This is a genomic window from Arthrobacter sp. FW306-2-2C-D06B, from assembly GCF_021789175.1.
Classification (GTDB): Bacteria; Actinomycetota; Actinomycetes; order Actinomycetales; family Micrococcaceae; genus Arthrobacter.
The window spans coordinates 3,270,205-3,290,852 of the sequence record NZ_CP084560.1 but is presented as its reverse complement, the minus strand read 5'-3'; the positions used below and the strand labels follow the sequence as shown (position 1 = coordinate 3,290,852).

At 62.7% G+C, this 20,648-nt stretch carries 24 protein-coding genes; 14 read left to right on the top strand and 10 right to left on the bottom strand.

Translation table 11 applies throughout. The features are described from left to right. Positions 1-29 precede the first annotated feature (29 nt). Positions 30-410: a hypothetical protein gene (locus LFT47_RS15325; protein WP_236812059.1), complete on the top strand. Its 381-nt coding sequence runs from the start codon at positions 30-32 to the stop codon at positions 408-410. Here LFT47_RS15325 and LFT47_RS15320 read toward each other — a convergent pair whose 3' ends face one another. After that, positions 411-917, bottom strand: a complete 507-nt coding sequence (locus LFT47_RS15320; RefSeq protein WP_236812057.1) for a helix-turn-helix domain-containing protein — start codon at positions 915-917, stop codon at positions 411-413. A 63-nt stretch (positions 918-980) separates the two neighbouring features. Here LFT47_RS15320 and LFT47_RS15315 point away from each other — a divergent pair, with 63 nt between their 5' ends. Beyond that, a complete protein-coding gene (locus LFT47_RS15315; protein WP_236812055.1) occupies positions 981-2,279 on the top strand; it encodes an MFS transporter in 1,299 nt (432 codons plus the stop codon). A 201-nt stretch (positions 2,280-2,480) separates the two neighbouring features. After that, a complete protein-coding gene (locus tag LFT47_RS15310; RefSeq protein ID WP_236812053.1) occupies positions 2,481-3,290 on the top strand; it encodes a type IV toxin-antitoxin system AbiEi family antitoxin domain-containing protein in 810 nt (269 codons plus the stop codon). Between the two features lie 225 nt (positions 3,291-3,515). On the opposite strand, the gene LFT47_RS15305 is transcribed toward LFT47_RS15310, so the two are convergent. Next, positions 3,516-3,758, bottom strand: a complete 243-nt coding sequence (locus tag LFT47_RS15305; protein WP_336885415.1) for a putative acetyltransferase — start codon at positions 3,756-3,758, stop codon at positions 3,516-3,518. A gap of 136 nt (positions 3,759-3,894) precedes the next feature. On the opposite strand from LFT47_RS15305, the gene fdxA reads away from it, so the two are divergent. From fdxA to LFT47_RS15290, 3 genes are all read left to right on the top strand, one after another. Further along, on the top strand, positions 3,895-4,221 hold the full coding sequence (fdxA, locus tag LFT47_RS15300; protein ID WP_018776555.1) for a ferredoxin: 327 nt from the start codon (positions 3,895-3,897) through the stop codon (positions 4,219-4,221). Positions 4,222-4,236: 15 nt separating this feature from the next. After that, positions 4,237-5,385, top strand: a complete 1,149-nt coding sequence (gene dapC, locus LFT47_RS15295; RefSeq protein ID WP_272909628.1) for a succinyldiaminopimelate transaminase — start codon at positions 4,237-4,239, stop codon at positions 5,383-5,385. Between the two features lie 230 nt (positions 5,386-5,615). Next, complete coding sequence (locus LFT47_RS15290; RefSeq protein WP_236812051.1) at positions 5,616-6,899, top strand: citrate synthase; 1,284 nt, start codon at positions 5,616-5,618, stop codon at positions 6,897-6,899. Between the two features lie 67 nt (positions 6,900-6,966). On the opposite strand, the gene galE is transcribed toward LFT47_RS15290, so the two are convergent. Further along, positions 6,967-7,980, bottom strand: a complete 1,014-nt coding sequence (gene galE / locus LFT47_RS15285; protein WP_236812050.1) for a UDP-glucose 4-epimerase GalE — start codon at positions 7,978-7,980, stop codon at positions 6,967-6,969. Between the two features lie 115 nt (positions 7,981-8,095). Between galE and LFT47_RS15280 the strand changes: the two genes are divergently transcribed. Both LFT47_RS15280 and LFT47_RS15275 read left to right on the top strand, forming a co-directional pair. Continuing rightward, complete coding sequence (locus LFT47_RS15280) at positions 8,096-8,722, top strand: TetR/AcrR family transcriptional regulator (RefSeq protein WP_236812049.1); 627 nt, start codon at positions 8,096-8,098, stop codon at positions 8,720-8,722. A 63-nt stretch (positions 8,723-8,785) separates the two neighbouring features. Further along, positions 8,786-9,397 carry a hypothetical protein gene (locus LFT47_RS15275; protein WP_234748340.1) on the top strand — a complete coding sequence of 204 codons (612 nt, stop codon included), beginning with the start codon at positions 8,786-8,788 and terminating at the stop codon, positions 9,395-9,397. Between the two features lie 56 nt (positions 9,398-9,453). Here LFT47_RS15275 and LFT47_RS15270 read toward each other — a convergent pair whose 3' ends face one another. Both LFT47_RS15270 and dapD read right to left on the bottom strand, forming a co-directional pair. Then, positions 9,454-10,296 carry a hypothetical protein gene (locus LFT47_RS15270; protein ID WP_236812048.1) on the bottom strand — a complete coding sequence of 281 codons (843 nt, stop codon included), beginning with the start codon at positions 10,294-10,296 and terminating at the stop codon, positions 9,454-9,456. A gap of 11 nt (positions 10,297-10,307) precedes the next feature. Beyond that, on the bottom strand, positions 10,308-11,333 hold the full coding sequence (gene dapD, locus LFT47_RS15265) for a 2,3,4,5-tetrahydropyridine-2,6-dicarboxylate N-succinyltransferase (RefSeq protein ID WP_236812047.1): 1,026 nt from the start codon (positions 11,331-11,333) through the stop codon (positions 10,308-10,310). Positions 11,334-11,419: 86 nt separating this feature from the next. Between dapD and dapE the strand changes: the two genes are divergently transcribed. Beyond that, complete coding sequence (gene dapE / locus LFT47_RS15260; RefSeq protein ID WP_236812046.1) at positions 11,420-12,544, top strand: succinyl-diaminopimelate desuccinylase; 1,125 nt, start codon at positions 11,420-11,422, stop codon at positions 12,542-12,544. 102 nt (positions 12,545-12,646) lie between these two features. Here dapE and LFT47_RS15255 read toward each other — a convergent pair whose 3' ends face one another. The 4 genes from LFT47_RS15255 to LFT47_RS15240 all read right to left on the bottom strand — a co-directional run bounded on the left by LFT47_RS15255 (position 12,647) and on the right by LFT47_RS15240 (position 15,913). Further along, positions 12,647-13,501 carry an amino acid ABC transporter permease gene (locus LFT47_RS15255; protein WP_236812045.1) on the bottom strand — a complete coding sequence of 285 codons (855 nt, stop codon included), beginning with the start codon at positions 13,499-13,501 and terminating at the stop codon, positions 12,647-12,649. Continuing rightward, the gene (locus LFT47_RS15250) at positions 13,498-14,145 is read right to left on the bottom strand and encodes an amino acid ABC transporter permease (RefSeq protein WP_236812044.1); all 648 of its coding nucleotides are present in this window, start codon (positions 14,143-14,145) and stop codon (positions 13,498-13,500) included. Before LFT47_RS15250 ends, LFT47_RS15255 begins: the two co-directional genes overlap by 4 nt. Before the next feature lie 62 nt (positions 14,146-14,207). Further along, positions 14,208-15,107 (bottom strand): glutamate ABC transporter substrate-binding protein, encoded by a 900-nt coding sequence (locus tag LFT47_RS15245; RefSeq protein WP_236812043.1) that lies wholly within the window; start codon positions 15,105-15,107, stop codon positions 14,208-14,210. 50 nt (positions 15,108-15,157) lie between these two features. Next, entirely contained in the window at positions 15,158-15,913 is a 756-nt protein-coding gene (locus tag LFT47_RS15240) for an amino acid ABC transporter ATP-binding protein (RefSeq protein ID WP_059387486.1), read from the bottom strand. A gap of 235 nt (positions 15,914-16,148) precedes the next feature. Between LFT47_RS15240 and LFT47_RS15235 the strand changes: the two genes are divergently transcribed. The 4 genes from LFT47_RS15235 to LFT47_RS15220 all read left to right on the top strand — a co-directional run bounded on the left by LFT47_RS15235 (position 16,149) and on the right by LFT47_RS15220 (position 18,995). Continuing rightward, a complete protein-coding gene (locus tag LFT47_RS15235; RefSeq protein WP_059387487.1) occupies positions 16,149-16,949 on the top strand; it encodes a TIGR00730 family Rossman fold protein in 801 nt (266 codons plus the stop codon). A gap of 37 nt (positions 16,950-16,986) precedes the next feature. Continuing rightward, complete coding sequence (locus LFT47_RS15230; protein ID WP_236812042.1) at positions 16,987-17,322, top strand: DivIVA domain-containing protein; 336 nt, start codon at positions 16,987-16,989, stop codon at positions 17,320-17,322. Further along, positions 17,319-18,596, top strand: coding sequence for a hypothetical protein (locus tag LFT47_RS15225; RefSeq protein WP_442863403.1), 1,278 nt, complete (start codon positions 17,319-17,321; stop codon positions 18,594-18,596). Before LFT47_RS15230 ends, LFT47_RS15225 begins: the two co-directional genes overlap by 4 nt. A 231-nt stretch (positions 18,597-18,827) precedes the next feature. Continuing rightward, a complete protein-coding gene (locus LFT47_RS15220) occupies positions 18,828-18,995 on the top strand; it encodes a DUF3117 domain-containing protein (protein WP_009357720.1) in 168 nt (55 codons plus the stop codon). A gap of 75 nt (positions 18,996-19,070) precedes the next feature. On the opposite strand, the gene LFT47_RS15215 is transcribed toward LFT47_RS15220, so the two are convergent. Then, entirely contained in the window at positions 19,071-19,703 is a 633-nt protein-coding gene (locus tag LFT47_RS15215; protein WP_236812041.1) for an O-methyltransferase, read from the bottom strand. 270 nt (positions 19,704-19,973) lie between these two features. On the opposite strand from LFT47_RS15215, the gene sigE reads away from it, so the two are divergent. After that, positions 19,974-20,618, top strand: a complete 645-nt coding sequence (gene sigE, locus LFT47_RS15210) for an RNA polymerase sigma factor SigE (RefSeq protein ID WP_236812040.1) — start codon at positions 19,974-19,976, stop codon at positions 20,616-20,618. Positions 20,619-20,648 lie beyond the last annotated feature (30 nt).

Sequence of the window (20,648 nt, the reverse complement as noted above, 5' to 3'; positions counted from 1 at the left end):
GCTGACTGCGTACTGAACGGACTGACGCATTGAATAAGGGAGCCACCGGAACGGCACGCGGCATTGCCGCGGCTGTTCCGGTGGCTCTTTTTGCTGCCCTCGCGGGCACCGCACTGCACCGGCAGGCGCTCCTCGTTGCCGGCGTCGACATCTATTGGGGCACCGCAGCGGCATTGCTCCTACTCGCATCGCTCCAGCTTCTGCTGGGCGCGTGGTCGCGGTCTGTGATCCCGACGGCGGTAGCAGGCATTGTTTGTTACGCCGCCATAGGCCTGCTCTCTACGGGCGGAACGGGCAAGCAGCTGATCGTCGCGGATGTGCCCGGCAATGTCTGGGTCTACGGGAGTGCGGGCATTACCTTCGTGATGCTCTTGTGGTGCCGGCGCTACGGGCGTCGACCGCGCGGCTAGCTAGTCTGCGCTCGGGTCCCGGTGGTGGGCGATCAAGAGCGAGGTGGCCTCGCCGTCGTCGTCTGCCGGAAGGCGCATGTATTCCTCGACGACCGCCCGCAGTTTGCCCATCATTTCCTGTTGCCGTGCAGCGTTGAACTTCACACCGAGCCGCCAGACGTCGATGTCCTCCGGTGCGAGCCCGCGGGTTTCCTGGACGAATGTTTCGATCAGGACCGGGGAAATATCGTCGACGGGAGTGCTCCACGAGGTGCGTGTGGCGATGTATGGCACCTCTTTGGCGCCCCTCTTTCCCTTCCGGCCTTCCTGCGGCACAAGAAAGCCGGTGCGCACCAGGGTCCGGACATGGTGCAGGCTCGACGCCGGGTTGATGCCCAACAGCCCGGCAATCTCTTTGTTGGTGCGCGCGTGGTGCAGGCAGAGCCGGAGAATCCTCAGGCGCAGGGGTGAGCTCAAGGCGCGTCCCTTGGCCACCAGGTCACTGTCCTCCCGCTCGTTTTCCGTCATGGTGGCCAGTGTAGCCATCCGTTAGTGATTGACATATACCAATCACTGAAGGAAACTGGGCGGGTGAATGCCGGGACCACTGACAATGCTCTGCGAACTGACGCAGCCCAGCATCCTGTATCGCTTTGGCGGGACCGGAACTTCATCACCTTCTGGTCGGGCCAGGCCGTCAGCCAGCTCGGGGCGCAACTTGGGCAATTGGCGTTTCCCGTCCTCGCGGTGACTTTGCTGGGCGCCAGCGAGTTCGAAGTCGGGGCACTCAATGCCGCGGGCCTTGCTGCCTTCCTGCTGATCGGTTTGCCGGCGGGAGCGTGGGTTGACCGCTGGCTCAAGCGCCGCACCATGATTGTGGCGGACCTGGTCCGGACCGCGGCGATGGCAACCGTACCAATCCTGTGGTGGTCCGGCATCCTGCAGATCTGGCACCTGTACGCCGTGTCCGCCGTCGTCGGGGCCGCAACGGTCTTCTTCGACGTTTCCTATCAGAGCTACGTGCCTGTTCTCGTGGATGCGCCGAAAGTGCCGCAGGCCAACTCCAAGCTGGAAGCCACCTCCCAGATCGCGCGGATCGGGGGTCCTGCCGCGGGCGGTGGGCTGCTCACTGTTGTGTCGGCCCCGGTGCTTTTCGTCGGGGAGGCGATCGGGTATCTGCTGTCGGCCATTTTCCTGCTCAGGACACGCGATGCGGAACGGCCCGTGCCCACGAAGGATCGGCGGCCGCTGGCAAGCGAAATCAAGGAAGGCCTGGTTTTTGTGGTCAGGCATCCGTTGATCAGCAGGATTGTGGCCTGCACGGGCGGCGTCAACTTCTTCACCACGATCGCGTTCACCTTGATGCCGGTGTTGGTCCTTCGTGAGCTGGAACTCGGTCCGGAGGGCATGGGTCTCATCATGGCGGTCGGTGCGGTCGGTGGACTGATCGGGGCGCTTGCCGCGCCCAGGTTCGCGGCCTGGATCGGCGAGGGGACCGTTATTCCCGTGGCGTCGATGATCAGTTCGGCGTTCCTTCTCCTGGTTCCACTGTGCGTGCTCGCCCCGGAACGATGGATGTCCCTCGTGATGCTCATCGTCTCCGAATTCGGGTTCGCTTTCGGAGTCCTGGTGTACAACATCATGCAGTTGAGCATGAGGCAGCGGGTGTGTCCTCCCCGGCTCCTGGGGCGCATGAATGCGTCCATTCGCTTCGTGGTGTGGGGAGTCATGCCGATCGCAGCCCTTGCCTCGGGTCTCCTGGCCGAGAACTTTGGCCTCGTCCCGACACTCTGGATCGGCTTGGGCGGAAGCATTGTTTTTGTTGCGCCTGTTGTGTTCTCTCCGCTGTGGGGAATGCGCAGGCTGCCGGACGAGGTGCATGGCGCCTGACCCTCCCTGGACATGCCCCGCCCTGGCCCGCAGCACTGGACATAATGGCAACATGCGCATTCCTTGGTCCCCACGTGGCGCATGCCCTGCGGTGATGAGGGCGCATGTCCGGTGTTCGACCGCAAAAGTGGACTGGATGTTTTCCACATAGTGAATGTTGCGGCTTCCGCACTTCCCGCTTCCGCCGGAAGGATGGGGCGTATGGTGAACATCATTGACGTCATTTCAGCGTACGACGGCGTGGCGCGGGCCAAGCATCTCGCTGCAGCCGGGGTGTCGCATTTCCAGTTGAAGTCGGCGTTGGCGAGCGGGCGGATTCTCCGCGTGGCCAGAGGGGTCTATGCGGTGCCGGGTGCCGATCCCGTTTTGGTGTCCATTCGTTCCCTTCCTGCGGAACCGGCCTGCATCTCCGCGGCCGAGCTGTCCGGTTTGTGGGTGATGGACGCCCCGCAATTTCCCCACGTAGCGGTCCCTCACAGCCGAAAGTACGAGGGTTTTATCTGCCACAGATCCGCGGCCCCGCCCACCTTGATGGATTCAGTCATTCAGGCCCTGCGTTGCCTGCCGGATCTGGATGGCTTGGTCATCGCTGAATCTGCCGTGGCCCTTGGCAGGCTACCGCTCACGGCCATCAGGATGAGGCTTGGTGGGCGGAACGATGCACGGGAGCGGAGGCTCGTGGCGCGGATCGTCCCCCAGTCACAGTCGATCATTGAGTGCATCGCCCGGTACCTCCTGCGCGAAGCAGGCTTCCACGTTGAGTCACAAGTGAACATACCGGGCATGGGGCATCTGGACCTGATGGTGGACGGAAGACTTGGGATTGAAACCGACGGAGCAGGATTCCACATGGACAAGCCGAGTTTCGAAGAGGACCGCCGTCGGTGGAATGTCACCACCAGGTTGGGTGTCCCCACCTTGGTTGTGAGCTATTCCATGGTGAAGAACAGGCCTCGGGAATTTGTGGCGATGGTCCGGGACACTCTGAGGTCTCTCGACCGAGCCGCGTGAGCTCGGCGTAGGCCAACTTTCACCCGTGCCAGGAGGGGCATGTCCATCGCTCAAAAGGGACATGCCCATCGCTGCTCCTCAGGAACGGACATGTCCCTCTCAAGGGCCTGCGCTGCCTAGGGACATGCTCTGCCCTGAAAGCCAGGAATGGGCATATTGGCATTATGTCCAGTGGTTCGAGTGAGCAGGGGGCATGTCCTGTGGGGGCCGCCGGTGAGCGCGGGTCTACTCCCGCGATATGCGAGCACCACGGCGCGGCGGCGGAGGGGGGACCTCCTTTGCCGCCACTACAAGGGCCAGCGGGATCTCGACGTCGGACTGTCGGGTACGGATGGTGCACGCACCCTCGGTGACGGAGAGCAGGTAGCCGAGGGCATCGGTGAGGCCGTTGTCCAGGCGGTATCGGACAACTACCCGTGTTCCGGATACGGTATGAAGCAGGAAATCCTGGGGCCGGGGCAGGTTCACCAGTTCATAGTAAGACGCCCGGCTAGGTTGCTGAGTTCCGGCTGGTGGATAATAGGCTCAGAATTCGATGTACCGGCCACAGGGCCGGTGGTACTACCCGGAAATTGTCCGGGACAACTGTGGAGAGGCAAGGGACGTGACCTACGTAATCGCGCAGCCGTGTGTGGACGTCAAGGACAAGGCATGTATTGAAGAATGCCCTGTTGACTGCATCTACGAAGGCGAACGTTCCCTCTATATCCACCCGGATGAGTGCGTGGACTGCGGTGCCTGCGAACCCGTGTGCCCGGTGGAAGCGATCTACTACGAGGACGACACCCCGGAGGAATGGGCCGACTACTACAAGGCCAACGTCGAGTTCTTCGACGACCTTGGTTCCCCGGGCGGAGCTGCCAAGATCGGCAACACCGGCAAGGACCACCCGTTCATCGCCGCGCTGCCTCCACAGAACCAAGACCACTAAGAACGGTTGCTTCCTTTGATTTCTGCGGCCCCCGCTTTCGGCCTCAACCTGCCTGACTACCCGTGGGAAGCTATGGCGCCGTACGTGGCCAAGGCTTCGGAGCACTCGGGCGGGGCAGTCAACCTCTCTATTGGCACCCCTGTGGATCCTACGCCGCAGCTGATCCGTGAGGCGCTCGCGGGGGCAGCGGACGCCCACGGTTACCCAACGGTCCACGGCACGGAAGCTCTTCGTGAGGCCGTATCGAACTGGTTCGCCACCCGTCGCGGGGTCCCGGGAATCGATCCGAGGGATGTCATGCCGACGGTCGGCTCGAAGGAACTAGTGGCCTGGTTGCCGTTCCTGCTGGGACTCAGCGCCGGCGACGTCGTGGTCCGCCCCACTGTGGCTTACCCGACCTACGACATCGGTGCCATGCTCGCCGGGGCAACTGCTATCGCCGCGGACAGCCTGGACGAACTGGACTCGGCCACCCGCTCCAGGGTCCGGCTCATCTGGATCAATTCGCCGGGCAACCCCACGGGCAGCGTCCGTGACGTCGAGTCCCTCAGGCAGATAGTGGCCCAGGCGCGCGAGATCGGCGCAGTCGTGGCGTCGGACGAATGCTACGCCGAACTCGGCTGGGGCGAATGGGATGCCCAGGGTGGCGGCGAGCCAGTGCCGAGCGTCCTTGACCCGCGTGTCACGGGAGGGTCCACGCATGGCTTGTTGTGCGTCTACTCCCTCAGTAAGCAGTCGAACCTCGCCGGCTACCGTGCCGCCTTCGTGGCCGGTGACTCGTCGATCGTGGCGAATCTGGTCAACAGCCGCAAGCACGCCGGCATGATCGTGCCCTACCCGGTCCAGGAGGCCATGCGCGTCGCTCTCGGCGATGCCGGCCATGTGCTCGCCCAAAAGGATCTCTACCGCGGCCGCCGTGAGCGCCTCCTGCCGGCACTGCAGAACTTCGGCCTGGAGATCCAGGAGTCCAAAGCAGGCCTGTACTTGTGGTCCACCGCAGGGGAGGCGACGTGGGACACGGTCCAGCGTTTCGCTGACCTGGGGATCGTCGTCGGGCCTGGAGTGTTCTACGGAGACGCCGGCAATGGTTTCATCCGGGTGGCGCTCACGGGCACGGACGAACGCATCGATGCGGCCGTGGAGCGCTTGAACACCGCTCGGTAACAATCCTGTGACTTGCCGCACAGGGTGCGTCATTCCGCCAGTAACCGTAGCTTGTGGATTAGTTTGTCCCGCTTACTGGCGGTAGCTTTTAACTGACTATCAATGGTGGCTTTCTCCACGAAGGCAGTTCGGCCAATGGTGTCTGCACCTGCAGACTCCTGGCTGGAGTCACCAGATGTTGGTTGGATCAAGCTTTCGACCGAGGCCAAGAGCCTCATGAAGGGGACTCCATGACTGAGACCACCAGCGCTACCCTGCGCCATGCCGGCGGAGAGCTCGAGCTCCCGCGGATCAAGGTTGTAGAAGGGAACGAAGGATACGACGTTTCCAAGCTGCTGAAGCAGACGGGCGCCGTCGCCTATGACCCCGGCTTCATGAACACCGCCGCCACCACATCGGCGATCACTTACATCGATGGCGACGCCGGTATCCTGCGGTACCGCGGCTACCCGATCGAGCAGCTTGCCCAGCACTCAAGCTTCCTTGAAGTTTCCTACCTGCTGATCTACGGCAACCTCCCCACCCCCACCGAGCTGGACGCGTTTGACCAGCGGATCCGCCACCACACGTTGCTCCACGAAGAGCTCAAGGGCTTCTTCGGCGGTTTTCCGCGTGACGCGCACCCGATGCCGGTGCTTTCCTCGGCCGTCTCCGCGCTGTCCACGTTCTACCAGGACTCCTTGGACCCGTTCAACCCCGAGCATGTGGAAGTTTCCACTATCCGCCTCATGGCGAAGCTGCCGGTCATCGCGGCGTACGCCCACAAGAAGTCCATCGGCCAGCCCATGCTGTACCCGGACAACTCGATGAACCTCGTGGAGAACTTCCTGCGCCTGAGCTTCGGACTGCCGGCGGAGCAGTACGAGCTGGACCCCGTCGTCGTCAAGGCGCTGGACCTCCTACTCATCCTGCACGCCGACCACGAGCAGAACTGCTCGACGTCGACCGTCCGCCTTGTGGGCTCCTCGAACGCGAACCTGTTCGCTTCCGTTTCCGCCGGCATCAACGCCCTCTTCGGTCCCGCCCACGGTGGCGCAAACGAAGCCGTGCTGAAGATGCTGCGCCAGATCCAGTCCGACGGTATCAAGCCCGAGGAATACATGGAAAAGGTCAAGAACAAGGAGGACGGCGTCCGCCTCATGGGCTTCGGGCACCGGGTCTACAAGAACTACGACCCCCGCGCGAAGATCATCAAGGCGACGGCACACGAGATCCTGGGCAAGCTCGGCGGCAATGACGAGCTGCTGGACATCGCGATGCGCCTCGAAGAGAAGGCCCTGGCTGACGACTACTTCATCCAGCGCAAGCTCTACCCGAACGTCGACTTCTACACCGGTCTGATCTACAAGGCCATGGGCTTCCCCGAGAAGATGTTCACCGTGCTGTTCGCGATCGGCCGGCTCCCCGGCTGGATCGCCCAGTGGCGCGAAATGATCAACGATCCCCAGACGAAGATCGGCCGTCCGCGGCAGCTCTACACAGGAGAGCCGGAACGCGACTACCCAGCGGTCTAACCCAACGCGGGGTCACTTACGGTCCGTCCCAAGGGACATCATGGGCCGTAAGTGACCCCGCGTTGCTTTAAGAGCTATAGCCGAGCGGGTTGTTTTTCTGCCAGCGCCAGTGGTCTTCACACATCTGGTCCACGGTCTTCGTGGTGGACCAGCTCAGGTCAGCCAGGGCGGAGGAGGCATCGGCCCAGAACGCGGGCAGGTCTCCAGCGCGGCGTCCCGTGATCTCGTACGGCAGCGGGTGGCCCACGGCTTGTTCGAAGGCGTGGAGCATCTCCAGCACGGACGTGCCCTTTCCGGAGCCAAGGTTCCAGCGGTGCACGCCGGGGCGCTCGGCAACGTAGTCCAGGGCGGCGACGTGCCCATCCGCGAGGTCGACGACGTGGATGTAGTCCCGCAGGCAGGTGCCGTCCGGGGTGTCGTAGTCTCCACCGAAGACCATGAGCTTTTCGCGGCGGCCAACGGCAACCTGGGCGATGTACGGAACCAGGTTGTTCGGGATGCCCTGTGGGTCCTCGCCGATCCTGCCGGAGGGGTGTGCTCCCACCGGGTTGAAGTAGCGCAACAAGGCGATGTGCCAGCGCTCGTCCGCGGCCCCGAGGTCCGTGAGGATGTCTTCGATCTGTTCCTTGGTGCGGCCGTAGGGGTTGTTCGCCCCGATCTCCATCTTCTCGATGTATGGGATGGGGTTGTGCTCGCCGTATACCGTTGCGGAGGAGCTGAAAACGATCGAACGGACTCCGTGCTTGTCCATGGCGCGCAGCAGGTTCAACGTGCCCACGATGTTGTTGTAGTAGTAGTTCAGGGGTTCCTGGACGGATTCCCCAACCGCCTTGAGCCCGGCGAAATGGATGACGGCGTCGATGCTGTGCTGGTCGAACACGGCCTCAAGCGCAGCCTCGTCCACCAGGTCCACCTGATGGAACGCTGCGGTCTTTCCCGCCAATTCACCAACGCGGCGCAGGGATTCTTCGCTTGAATTCACAAGGTTGTCCACCACGACCACTTCGTGTCCGGTTTCCAACAAGGACAGGACGGTGTGCGATCCGATGTAGCCGGTGCCACCCGTGACAAGAATTCTCATGCAAGCAACGCTATCCGAACTTGGTCCCTGCCCGCTCAGTGTTGCGTACGCCACAGTCCCGTGGTTCCCGTGCGCCGGACGGAACGGTTCAAGCACGTTTGTGCTAAAAAGACTTGTGCCCAAGATTGTTGATGCCGAAGCCCGGCGCCAGGAAGTAGTTGAAGCCGTCTTCAGGATCATCGCCTCGGATGGCCTGGAACGCGCCTCTTTGCGGGAGGTGGCCGACGAAGCCGCGCTCGCCGTTGGCTCGGTCCGCCACTACTTTGCCAGCAGCGACGAACTGCTCGTCCATTCCTTTGCGGTGGTCATCGACAGGATCGCCGGGCGGCTTGAGGAAGCGTTCGCCGTCGTCGAATCGTTGGTGCCGGGCTCGGCGGAACACGACGCCGCCGTGTTAACCCTGCTGGGTCAATTCCTGCCGCTCGACGAGGAACTGGCCGTCGACGCCTGCGTGTGGATGGCATTCCGGCACGCCGCCCGGATCCGGCCGGTGCTCGAACAAGAAGCCGCTCGCAGCCACCGAGCCGTGGCCGCCGTCGTCGGCCGCTTGGTGATGCGGCTGATGCCCGACGGCGGATCCGGCCAGGAGCGTCTGGTGACCGAGGCCGAGCGCCTCCTGGCGACCCTCGACGGACTGTGCATGCATGCCCTGCTGCAGCCTGAGTGGATGACAGCCGAAGTCTGCCGCGACGTTCTCACCGCGCATCTGGACAGCCTTATTGCACTCCCGTCCAACCGTTAACGTCACGGCTCATCGGGAATAGACTGGAACTCTGAGTGGGCACCTGCCAAGGGAGGCAATCGGATGCATGACACAGGCGGTCAGGGGTGGCGCATCACAATGGACACCTCCGGACCGATGCTCATTGCCTTGTATCTGAGAGACGTTGCTGGATTGGACGGAGCCGGTACGCCGACGTTGTCCCACGCCACACCCAAAGTCAGACACGCGGACCACACCCACCTCACCGCTGAGGTAGGCGGAGTGCCGGCCCTCAAGACAGAGTGGGAGGCATGGTGGGAGCAGCTGTTGAGGGCGTATCCGGATGCCGCTCCGGAGCTTTCACCCCCGGGATTCAATGCCTTCGGCAACTCGCCTGCCCTCCGGCGGGTTCTGCAGGCCCACTTCGGGGCCGCCCTGACGTGGGCCCGTGAACGCCTCGAAGAGTACGAAAAGCTGGAAGCTGAACGCGAAGCGAGCGGCGCCACGTTGCTCCTGGGGGACATGGTGGAGGACCGGCTGCTCGAAGTCGGACGGAGCTCCCGGGACTTTGAGCTGACCATCATCGAACTACCCCTCAACGAACCACGGGCCTGGTACCTTGAGCCGGACAAGATGATCATGAGCCACAGGCTCCTGTCCGAGCCGGAGATATTCCGCAGCTACGTCCAGCCGGTGGTTGAACTACTGGTCTGACGCGCGCGGTATGCGGCCCGCATGCTGACGCCGCACGCCTGAACCCTGGCCAAGTACTACGTCTTCGGAGCCGAAACGGTAATGGTCACGGTTCCCGATGCTGCTGCTGAATCCTGCCAGCCCTTGTGGTCCTGCCGGTTCCAGGTGGCGCCGGCCACGTCGACCTGCGTCACGGAGAGGTCCTTGGCATTCGCCACGGCCCACTGGGCGACAGCCCACGCCTGCGCACCCGTCGTGTTCAACTGGACCGCGCGTCCCTGTGCCACGGCGGGCAGGGACCCGAACGCCGTCGTCATGGCCGCTACAACGGCGTTCGGGTCACCGGCAGTGTCCGAGGCCCGGAGCGTGCAGTCGAGTGCCCGTTCGGAATGTCCCGTCAGCGCCGACGCATACGCCCGGCCCATGGGTTCCTGCTGCGCGTATGCCTGCGGGTATGCGGAATGCTGGACCGCTTGCGCCGCATCAGTGATCGCCATGGTTTCGTAGCCGGGTATTTTCACCAGGTGGTCATAGAAGGCGTTTGTCGCGTAGACGGGATCCATGACCTCGGCTTCGGTGCCCCAGCCCTGGGAGGGGCGCTGCTGGAACAGTCCCCTCGAATCGGGGCCGACTTCGTCACCGTGGCCGATATTGCGAAGCTTGGATTCCTGCATGGCGGTGGCCACAGCGATCGTGGCCGCGCGCGGAGGCAGCCCCCGCTGCACAGCAATGGCGGTGATGAGGGCGGCATTCGCCGCCTGGTCCGTCGCCAGCTCGTAGGAGTCGGAGCCGACGACGGCGACGCAGCGCTCCGTAACCAAGGTTTCGGAGCGCTGCAGTACAGTCACCACGGCGTAGATTGCGCCCGCCACCAAGGCAAGCGCCAGCAACAAAATGATGGTGCGTCGGAGACGGCGCATCCAGGTACCAGCTAGTTGGCGTGAAGGGCTTCGTTGAGTTCCACCGTCTGGCCCTTGCGGGGGAGGACCTCGACTTCACCTGTGGTGGAGTTGCGGCGGAACAGCAGGTTCGGCACGCCGGAGAGCTCAACAGCCTTGATGATGCTGCTGGTGTCCTCGCCGTTGTCGTCCTTCGGGCCCGGGATGCGCACGCGGGTTCCAGCCGTGACATAGAGGCCTGCTTCAACCACGGAGTCGTCGCCGATGCTAATGCCGACGCCCGAGTTGGCGCCCAGGAGCACTCGCTCACCCAGGGCGATCTTTTCCTTGCCGCCACCGGAGAGGGTGCCCATGATGGACGCGCCTCCACCGACGTCGGTGCCGTCACCGGCAACGACGCCCGCCGAGATGCGGCCTTCCACCATGGACGTGCCGAGCGTGCCGGCGTTGAAGTTCACGAAGCCCTCGTGCATGACCGTGGTGCCTTCGGAGAGGTATGCGCCCAAGCGGACCCGGTCGGCGTCGGCGATCCTGACGCCGGTGGGTACGACGTAGTCCACCATGCGCGGGAACTTGTCCACTCCGTAGACCGTGACGGCGCCGCGCTTGCGCAGGCGGGCACGGGTCAATTCGAAGCCGTCCACTGCGGCGGGGCCGAAGTTTGTCCACACAACGTTGGGGAGCTTGCCGAAGATGCCGTCAAGGTTGATGCTGTTGGGCTTGACCAGCCGGTGCGAGAGCAAGTGGAGACGCAGGTAGGCGTCGACGGTGTCCGCGGGGGCTTCGTCCAGGTTGATCTGGGCAAAGACCACCTTCTGTTCGGTCCGGCGGTCGGCGTCGTGGCTTTCAGCCGCGAGAGCGGTCAGCGACTCGTCGGCGTGCTCCACGGCCCGCAGGGATGCGGCCGCTTCGCCCAGCGCCGGCGCCGGAAACCATACGTCCAGCACTGTCGCTTCGCCGGAGTCGGAGGTGGCGATGGTGGCCAGGCCAAAGCCATAGGCGGAGCGATCGTTGTCAGAAGCGCTATCGAGAGCGGCAGAGGCAGCGGTTTCAGTCATGGCGCAAGTCTATCGAGAGCCACTGCTTCCCTTGAAACCGTGTGTGTACCGAAGGGGTCGCAATTCGCTCGGGATACAGTGGAGAGGTGACCGTTGAAACTACTCCAGTCCTTCTTGACATCAGGCAAGACGTTGCGCTGCTGACCGCCGCGCTGATGGACATCAACAGCGTGTCCGGCAACGAAGCCGCGCTTGCAGACGCCGTTGAATCCGCCCTCCGCACCATCCCGGGCCTGCAGCTTGTGCGGGACGGCGACGCCATCATTGCCCGCACCGAGCTGGGACGCCCGGAGCGGGTGATCCTGGCCGGCCACCTCGATACCGTGCCGTTGCCCACTGTGGAAGGTTCACTCGGCACCGTGCCGTCCACATGGGAGTCCGGCGTCCCCGGGACGGGAAACCTCTACGGACGCGGAGCCACGGACATGAAGGGCGGGGTCGCGGTCCAGCTTGCGCTCGCCGCGACAATGTTCGACGGCGGCGCCGAGCCGGGCAAAGACGTCACGTTCGTCTTCTACGACCATGAGGAAGTTGAAGCGGTCAAGAGCGGCCTTGGCCGATTGGTCCGTAACCATGGCCATCTCCTGGAGGGGGACTTCGCGATCCTGCTCGAACCGACTGACGGCACGGTGGAAGGCGGTTGCAACGGCACTAGCCGCTTCGAGGCCACCACCACCGGTGAAGCGGCGCATTCCGCCCGGGCCTGGATGGGCAGCAACGCCATCCACGCCGCCGCCCCCATCCTGGGCCGCTTGGCAGCCTACGAACCGCGCACAGTCAACGTGGACGGGTTGGACTACCGGGAAAGCCTGAATGCCGTGAAGATCAACGGCGGTACCGCGGGCAACGTCATCCCGGACCGCTGCGTCGTGGAGATCAACTACCGCTTCGCGCCGGACAAGACCCCGGACCAGGCCGAAGCCCATGTCCGCGAACTGCTGGAGGGCTTCGACGTCGTCCGCACCGACGCTGCCGCTGGAGCGCGGCCCGGCCTCAACCACCCGGCTGCTGCGTCCTTCGTTGCCGCCGTCGGAGCCGAACCCAAACCCAAATACGGTTGGACCGACGTCGCGCGCTTCAGCGAGCTGGGCGTTCCCGCGGTCAACTTCGGGCCGGGCGATCCGCTTCTAGCGCACAAAGACAACGAACACGTCGACGCCGACGCCATCCGTGAGTGCCTCCGCGCGCTGCGGTCGTGGCTGGCTGACTAAGTCGAGCAACCTCACTTTTGCTCGTGAACGCGGGTGTGGCCCGTGGGCTTGGTTCCGGAACCAAGCCCACGGGCCACACCCGCGTTTCCGGCGTTCTTGCGCCTAGCCCTCGATTGCCACAATCTCCGACTTGGCTACCTTTACCACTTTGACGTTGCGGCGCATCCGGCTTTCAAGCCACTTGGCGATTCCAGCCAGAATCAGGCACATTCCGACGTACAGGACGCCGGCGATGATCGCGGAAGGAATGATGGGCGAACCGTACTGGGCCTGGCTTCCGAAGTACTTCGCTTGGAAGAGGATCTCGTTGTAGGTCACGATGAAGCCCAAAGCCGTGTCCTTGAGAATGACCACGAGCTGGGAGATGATCACCGGGAGCATTGAGCGGACCGCCTGCGGAAGCAGGATGTTCGTCATGACCGCGCTCTTCGGCAATCCGATGGCATAGCCGGCCTCGCTTTGGCCGCGGGGGAGCGATTCGATGCCGGCACGGAAGACTTCAGCGAGCACTGACCCGTTGTAGAGCACCAGGCCTGCAACGACTGCCGTGAAGGGCGTGATCCCCTGGACGCCGAGCGGAGGGAGCCCGTAGTAGAAGATCATCATGAGGATCAGCAAGGGAATGGCACGGAAGAGTTCTGTGAACCCGTAGCAGGGCAAGCTGATCCACTTACGGTCGGAGAGCCTGCCGAAGGCCAGGAAGACACCCAGCACCAGGCTGAGCACGGCCGCTGTGGCAAACGCCGAAAGCGTTGCACCCACCGATTGGATGATGGTCTGCTGAACCAGCGGGAAGGTGAACAAGTGCCACTTCTTCTCATCGAACTGGCCGCTTTGGGCGAAGCGAAGGACGATGAATCCGACGATGGCGATAATGACCAAAGCGGTCACGACGCCGAGAATCCGGTAGCGTGCGCGGGCCTTTGGGCCCGGAGCGTCGAAAAGGACCGAACTCATCGGGCCACCTTCCATTTCTTTTCAAGCTTCCGCTGGACAAAGGAAAGAATGAAAACGAGCAGAACGAAGATGAGTGCGACCCAGAGCAGCCCGGCCATGGCGGGCTCACCGCGCTCGGAAAGATTCGATCGGATGGCTCCCGCTTCGGCGACCGAGAAGCCGGCAGCCACGGTGGTGTTCTTGAGCAATGCAATGAACACACTGAACATGGGCGGGATGACGGCGCGGAAAGCCTGGGGGAGGATCACCAGCGTCAGGGTTTGCGTAAACGGTAGGCCGATGGCGCGGGCAGCCTCGGCCTGACCGACAGGAACGGTATTGATGCCGGAGCGCACGGCTTCAGCCACATAGGTAGCCGTGTACAGGCTGAGACCGACAGTTGCCGCCGTCATGAAATCGATTTCCACGAGGCCGAGCTTCGGGTAGCCCAAGGCAAAGAAGAAAAGAACCAACGTCAGCGGAGTGTTGCGCACGACGTTGATATACAACGTGGCCGCGGCGCGCATCGCTGGGATCGGAGAAACCCGCAGTGTCGCCACGATGGTGCCCAGGATCAGCGCAAAGATCCCGGCAACGCCGAAAAGTATGAGGGTGTTCCGGAACCCCGTGATGAAAAGGTCCGAATTATTCAGCAGCGTATTCACAGAATGGTCGCTTTCAGCCGATATTCGAGGGGACGGCCAATGGCCGCCCCCTCAACATGGGTTTAGTAGTTGTCCACTGCGGGCTGGGTGACCTTGGTGCCGGACTGTCCCAGCGTGGCGTCGTAGATCTTCTGCCACACGGAGCCGCCGTCGGTGAACATTTTGTTGACGAACTTGCGGAAGGCGGTGTCGCCCTTCTTCAAGCCCACACCGTACTTCTCAGTGGTGAACGGCTGTCCGACGACCTTGAGGTTGTCGGTGTCCTGGGAGGCGTAGCCGATCAGGATTGCCTGGTCGGTGGTCACTGCATCGACCTGGCCGCTCTTCAGGGCCTCGACACACTGCGAGTACGTGTCGAACTCGGTGGTCTTGGTGCCGGGGAAGTTCGCCTTGATGTTCTGGATGGGCGTTGAGCCCGTGGCTGAACAGACGTTCTTCCCGGACAGGTCCTTCTCGCTGTTGATCGTCGTGTTGGACTTCTTGACCAGCAGGCCCTGACCCGTCACGAAGTAGGGACCGGCGAAGTCGACCAACTGCTTGCGCTTGTCCGTGATGGAGTATGTGCCGACGTAGTAGTCAATGTCGCCGTTGGTAATGGCGGATTCGCGGTTGGCCGAAGGAATGGGCTTGTACTCGATCTTGTCCTTGGAGAAACCGAGGGATGCGGCGATCCACTGGGCAACCTGGATGTCAAAACCGCTGTACTCGCCGGTCGCTGCATCCTTGAAGCCCAGGCCGGGCTGGTCCTGCTTGACGCCGATCGTGATCTTTCCGTTCGACTTGATCTTGTCGAACGTGGGGCTGCCCGTAATGGACACGTTTTGAGCCACCGTAAACGGTGCGGACTCGCTGCTCGGAGCGGAAGTGGAACCCCCGCCGCCGCCACATGCGCTCAGCGAAAGGGCGAGCGCCGCGCTTGCAGCGACAAGGAGGGTTTTCCTCCGGTTGATAAAAGCCTTCATGATTTTCCTTTCATTGTGCGGCCACCCCCGCAGCCTGGGTGCGATTAGTGCTAGTGAGTCAGGAGTTTTGAGAGGAAATCCTTGGCGCGGTTGCTCTGTGGGTTGGTGAAGAATTCCTCCGGCTTGGCGTCTTCCACAATCTGGCCGTCAGCCATGAAGACGACGCGGTCGGCAGCTTTGCGCGCAAATCCCATCTCGTGGGTGACCACGATCATGGTCATGCCTTCCTTGGCCAGCTGGACCATGACATCCAGGACCTCGTTGATCATTTCAGGATCAAGTGCCGAGGTCGGCTCATCGAACAGCATGACCTTCGGCTTCATCGCGAGCGCCCGGGCAATTGCCACACGCTGTTGTTGGCCACCGGACAGCTGTGCAGGCATCTTGGGTGCCTGTTGCCCGACGCCGACCCGCTCCAACAACGCCATGGCGTCCTTGTCAGCGGTTGCTTTGTCCTGTTTCTTCACCTTGATCGGTCCAAGCGTGACGTTTTCGAGAATCGTCTTGTGGGCGAACAGGTTGAAGGACTGGAACACCATCCCGACGTCGGCCCGGAGGAGTGCAAGTTCCTTGCCTTCCTCGGGCAGTTTCTTGCCATCGATCGAAATCTCGCCGGTATCGATGGTCTCCAAGCGGTTGATGGCGCGGCACAGGGTGGACTTGCCCGAGCCCGACGGCCCGATGACAACCACGACTTCCCCCTTTTTCACTTGGAGGTTGATGTCCTTCAGGACATGCAGTTGACCAAAGTGCTTATTGACGCCATTCAGGGAGACGAGGGCATCGCTGGCGGCTTGAATAGTCATGAGACGAATCTAGCGAACAAATGATTCAAGTTGAGCCAGGTCACAGTTACTTCCGCGGATCGTGATTCAACAGATACCTGCTTTGCAGCTATCTGACAGCAAATGGTGGGTAGCGAACTCAACACCGCAAACAACAGGGCCACGCTGGAACGGCTGCAGCCGCCATCCGCGCTAGCCTAGGTCAATGAGTACCAGCCAGCCCCAAGTTCCAAGTCCAGACGCCAATGGCAAGGCGATGAGCAACGGATCGGCAGCGTCAGCTCCGGCCGTAGCCGCGGAACCGCCAGCCAAGCACAAAGGACCCTTGGAGCTTCGGCGCAAACAGGCCGCCATGCCGATGTCGGACCAGCGACTCCTCGACACCAGGGGAGCCGACCACTTCATTCACACCGATCCTTGGCGGGTCTTGCGGATCCAGAGTGAATTCGTTGAAGGATTCGGTGCGCTCGCCGAGCTCGGCCCCGCCGTCAGTGTCTTTGGCTCTGCCCGGACCAAGCCGGGCACCGGCTACTACGATATGGGCGTGCAGGTCGGCCGCCACCTCGCGGAAGCCGGCGTTGCCGTCATCACCGGCGGTGGCCCGGGATCCATGGAAGCCGCCAACCGGGGGGCCGTTGAAGGCAACGGCGTTTCCGTGGGACTGGGAATCGAGCTGCCCTTCGAACAAGGCCTCAACCGCTGGGTGGACCTTGGCATCAACTTCAGGTACTTCTTCGCCCGCAAGACCATGTTCGTCAAGTACGCGCAAGGCTTCATCGTCCTCCCGGGTGGTTTGGGAACCCTGGACGAACTGTTCGAAGCCATGGTCCTGGTGCAGACCCGCAAGGTGACATCGTTCCCTATCGTTCTTCTGGGGGTCGACTTCTGGAGCCCGATGATCGAATGGATCAAGGGGACCCTCGTGGCCGAAGGAATGGTCTCCGCAAAAGACCTGGACCTCATCCAGCTTGTGGACGATCCTGCGGATGCCGTTCACCGCGTCCTGCACGGAATCCCGCGGCCACCCTCGACCAACGGAGACCAGCGCCCGGAGTAGCCTTGCCGGAACTGAGCTCTCAGCTGAGTCTGGCACGATGGTTGTTGTGAGCTTTTTTCTGGTCTTTCTCGCCATTGCCATTGTCGGTGCCGTGTTGTTCCTTGGCGCCGGAATGGCGAAATCCAGCCGCGACTCCGGCGCTGGTTTGGATGAACCCGTTCCGAACCTGCCGCCCGTTCTGTTACCGGCCGGAGCCAAGGCGTCCGACGTCGACCGCGTGCGCTTTGCCCTTGGGCTGCGGGGCTACCGGATGGACCAGGTGGATGAGGTCCTCGATGAGCTGAGGGATCAGCTCACCTGGCGGGAGAGGGAAATTGAACGGCTGAAACTGGCCCTTGAAGCAGCGGGGACCCAGGAAGAACCAAAAGAGTGACCCCGTCAGTCGAATCGCGGTCCTCGACGGGATCCCTCGCCCGAAGACTGAGCCGCGCCGGAGCCCACGCCGCGAGCTGGCCGTGGTGGATCCAGGTCGCCCTCATTTACATCGCCTCGAGGCTCGTCAGCGCTTGTATTTTCATGGCTGCTGCATTGCAGCAAGGCGTCAATCCGTGGTTTCCGCCAGCACCGGACTACTGGAACTTCATCACGATCTGGGATGGGCGCTGGTACTCCGAAGCAGCAAACAACGGTTATCCGTCCGTTTTGCCGGTCGATGCGAACGGCGGTGTCGCCGAGAATTCCTGGGCGTTCTATCCGCTCTTCCCCTACCTTGCCAGGGCGCTCGGTGCTCTCACTGGACTGCCGGCTCTGCCGGCCCTGACGGTCGTCGCCATGGTTGCCGGGATTGGGGCGGCCCTGGTGGTCTACAAACTGTTCCGCGAATTCGCCGGGCGAACAACTGCGCTGTGGGCACTGACCTTCTTCTCGATGTTCCCCGTCTCGGCCATCCTGCAGGTCCCCTATGCGGAATCCCTCAATACCCTTCTCTTGGCGGGATCGCTTCTACTTGTGGTGCGACGCAAGTATCTTGGCGCGATGCCCGTGGTCTTGCTCATGTGCCTATCGCGGCCCACCGGAGTGCCCTTCGCGGGCATGGCGGGCCTGTTGCTGCTGCACCACCTGTGGAAGAGGTTCGGACGCCGCCCCGGCGCCGGGTCAATTCCGGACTCCGTGCCAACAGCCGCCGTATTGACGCTCCGGGAACTCATTTGGTTGGCCGCGCTCGTGGTCGTCAGCGTGGCAGGGGCTTTCGCCTGGCCGGCCATTGCGTGGGCGGTCACGGGGGATCCGCTGGCCTACACCAAGACCGAAACTGTTTGGCGCGGCGCTGACCTCGTTCCGTTCAAGCCATGGTTCGAGACCGGTCAAATGCTCTTCGGACCGGTACTCGGTATTCTGGCGCCGTTTGTCTTCGTGGCGCTCTTTGCCCTGCTGATGTTGAGCAAACCGGTCCGGGCACTGGGCACCGAACTGAGGCTGTGGTGCGCGTGCTACATGGGCTACCTCCTGGTCTTCCTGCACCCCCAGACGAGTACGTTCCGGATGCTCTTGCCCTTGTTCCCTTTGGCGCTCGGCGCAGCCTGGTTGTCCCGCTCCAAGGCCTACCGCGGCACTGTGGTGGTCATGTTCTTCCTCCTCCAGATCGTATGGATCGTCTGGCTGTGGGCGTGGGCGCAGTTGCCGGGCGGCGGCGACTACCCTCCGTGATGCCTGAGCGTCGTTTCGCCTCTTCAAGCGCGATCACGGCCCGCCGGGAAAAGTCCATCAATTAGCTACGGGCGGGTAATTACGAGATAATGGACACAAGCAAGGACGAAGGCACTCTCGGGTGCCCGGCGACGACGACTGAACTGCCATGACTGTCGACGCCGTATATTCCACGCGGAGCCAACCCGGCCGGGTTGGCGGGATTTGGGACAACTGGAGGGGATTTTCCTAATGGCGGCTATGAAACCACGTACTGGCGACGGCCCTATGGAAGTAACCAAAGAGGGCCGCAGCCTGATCATGCGTGTGCCGCTCGAAGGCGGAGGACGGCTGGTGGTCGAGCTCAACGCAGCAGAGGCGGCGAACCTCAAGGAATGCCTCGTAGGCGTTACCGAATAGATTCACTGGGCAGGGCCCGGCAGAAGAGCCGGCGCCCTGCTTTCATGTTTAAGGCTGAAAGCGAAGGCTGGCCGGTTACTTCTTGACCGCTACCAGCAAGCCGTCGCCGGTAGGAAGCATCGCCGAGGAGAGCCGTTCGTCGTCGCGGATGGCCTTGCCGATCTGGCGCAGCACCACGGTGGTGCTGTCCCTGGCAGCCGGGTTGGAAACCTTGTCCTTGTCCAGCGCGTCATTGATGACCAGTGTTCCGCCTGACTTGAGCAGCCTGATGGCCTGCTCGACGTAACGGGGAAAGTTGGGTTTGTCTGCGTCGATGAACACGAGGTCGTAAGCGGAGTCGGTGAGGCGCGGCAAGACGTCGGCTGCACGGCCGGAGATGGTCCGGGTCCGGTTCGCGGGGCTGCCGGATTCCAGGAAGGCTTCGCGGGCCGCCTTGAGGTGCTCGACGTCGACGTCGATAGTGGTCAGGACAGCCTGCGGGCTGAGGCCGCGCAGCAGGCACACGCCGGAGACGCCAGCGCCGGATCCGACCTCTACAACCGTCTGGGCCTTCGATGCCGCGGCGAGGACTGTCAGGACAGCGCCCACGCCGGGGCTGACGGGAGTAACGCCCAGCTCGAAGGAGCGTTCACGGGCGCGAAGCAACACGTCGTCCTCGGCAGGCAGATCTTCTGCGTAGGACCAGCTGGTTGACTTGTCGGCACTCATGGGGGTTCGCTTTCCAGGCAGAGGGTTATTGCTTCCAGACTACTGGCTACGGGGCGTCCGGCCCGGACGCCCGCGGCCCGCAATTCTGTGTCTTCCCGGGTGTCTCGCGGGTGTCCTTCGGACAATGTTCGCTCTGCGGGAAAAGCCTGGCTGTGATCAGCAAAATCTCAGGCAAGACTGGGATGATGTATATCCAGCCATCCAAGCGAGGGCCGGCAACGAACTCCTGAGTGACCGGCAGGATGACAAACAGTTTGAGGGGAGCGGACGATGCGGGCATCAAGTGCTGCGCCAGTCCAGACAACGGCAGCAGTCCTGGGTTCCACCGACACGGCCCCTCCGGCCGAAGAGTGGGTCAGGCCAAGCTGGGAAGAAGTGGTGGAGAACCACTCCGCCAAGGTCTTCCGCCTTGCCTACCGGCTCACTGGAAACAAGTTCGACGCCGAGGACCTCACCCAGGAAGTCTTCGTCAGGGTCTTCCGTTCGCTCGAAAACTTCAAGCCAGGCACACTCGACGGCTGGCTGCACCGCATCACCACCAACCTCTTCCTTGACCAGGCGCGCCGGAAGAGCCGCATACGCTTCGATGCGTTGGCCGAAGACGCCGAATCCCGGTTGCCGGGGCATGAACCCGGGCCCGAGCAGAGCTTCGAGCTGAACAACCTCGACCTCGACGTCCAGCGCGCCCTGGAAGAACTCCCCCCGGACTTCCGCGCCGCCGTCGTGCTTTGCGATCTAGAAGGCCTTTCGTACGACGAAGTTGCCGAAGCACTTGACGTGAAGCTGGGGACCGTCAGGTCCCGCATCCACCGCGGACGGACAATGCTTCGTGAAAAGCTGGCGCACAGGGATCCACGTCCCGTCCAAACCCGCAAGCCGCGGCTCAAGATGCCGCGCATCGCCGGTCTCCTTTAGTTGCCGATGGGTCTGCTGAAAGGACGACGC

Excerpts from the sequence above, each read along its gene's own strand:
- LFT47_RS15310 (WP_236812053.1), top strand. The coding sequence starts at position 2,481 with ATGGTGAACATCATTGACGTCATTTCAGCGTACGACGGCGTGGCGCGG.
- LFT47_RS15215 (WP_236812041.1), bottom strand. The coding sequence starts at position 19,703 with ATGAGTGCCGACAAGTCAACCAGCTGGTCCTACGCAGAAGATCTGCCT.
- LFT47_RS15275 (WP_234748340.1), top strand. The coding sequence starts at position 8,786 with ATGCATGACACAGGCGGTCAGGGGTGGCGCATCACAATGGACACCTCC.
- LFT47_RS15220 (WP_009357720.1), top strand. The coding sequence starts at position 18,828 with ATGGCGGCTATGAAACCACGTACTGGCGACGGCCCTATGGAAGTAACC.
- dapD (WP_236812047.1), bottom strand. The coding sequence starts at position 11,333 with ATGACTGAAACCGCTGCCTCTGCCGCTCTCGATAGCGCTTCTGACAAC.
- LFT47_RS15240 (WP_059387486.1), bottom strand. The coding sequence starts at position 15,913 with ATGACTATTCAAGCCGCCAGCGATGCCCTCGTCTCCCTGAATGGCGTC.
- LFT47_RS15235 (WP_059387487.1), top strand. The coding sequence starts at position 16,149 with ATGAGCAACGGATCGGCAGCGTCAGCTCCGGCCGTAGCCGCGGAACCG.
- LFT47_RS15320 (WP_236812057.1), bottom strand. The coding sequence starts at position 917 with ATGACGGAAAACGAGCGGGAGGACAGTGACCTGGTGGCCAAGGGACGC.
- galE (WP_236812050.1), bottom strand. The coding sequence starts at position 7,980 with ATGAGAATTCTTGTCACGGGTGGCACCGGCTACATCGGATCGCACACC.
- LFT47_RS15245 (WP_236812043.1), bottom strand. The coding sequence starts at position 15,107 with ATGAAGGCTTTTATCAACCGGAGGAAAACCCTCCTTGTCGCTGCAAGC.
- LFT47_RS15290 (WP_236812051.1), top strand. The coding sequence starts at position 5,616 with ATGACTGAGACCACCAGCGCTACCCTGCGCCATGCCGGCGGAGAGCTC.
- LFT47_RS15230 (WP_236812042.1), top strand. The coding sequence starts at position 16,987 with ATGGTTGTTGTGAGCTTTTTTCTGGTCTTTCTCGCCATTGCCATTGTC.
- sigE (WP_236812040.1), top strand. The coding sequence starts at position 19,974 with ATGCGGGCATCAAGTGCTGCGCCAGTCCAGACAACGGCAGCAGTCCTG.
- LFT47_RS15255 (WP_236812045.1), bottom strand. The coding sequence starts at position 13,501 with ATGAGTTCGGTCCTTTTCGACGCTCCGGGCCCAAAGGCCCGCGCACGC.
- LFT47_RS15270 (WP_236812048.1), bottom strand. The coding sequence starts at position 10,296 with ATGCGCCGTCTCCGACGCACCATCATTTTGTTGCTGGCGCTTGCCTTG.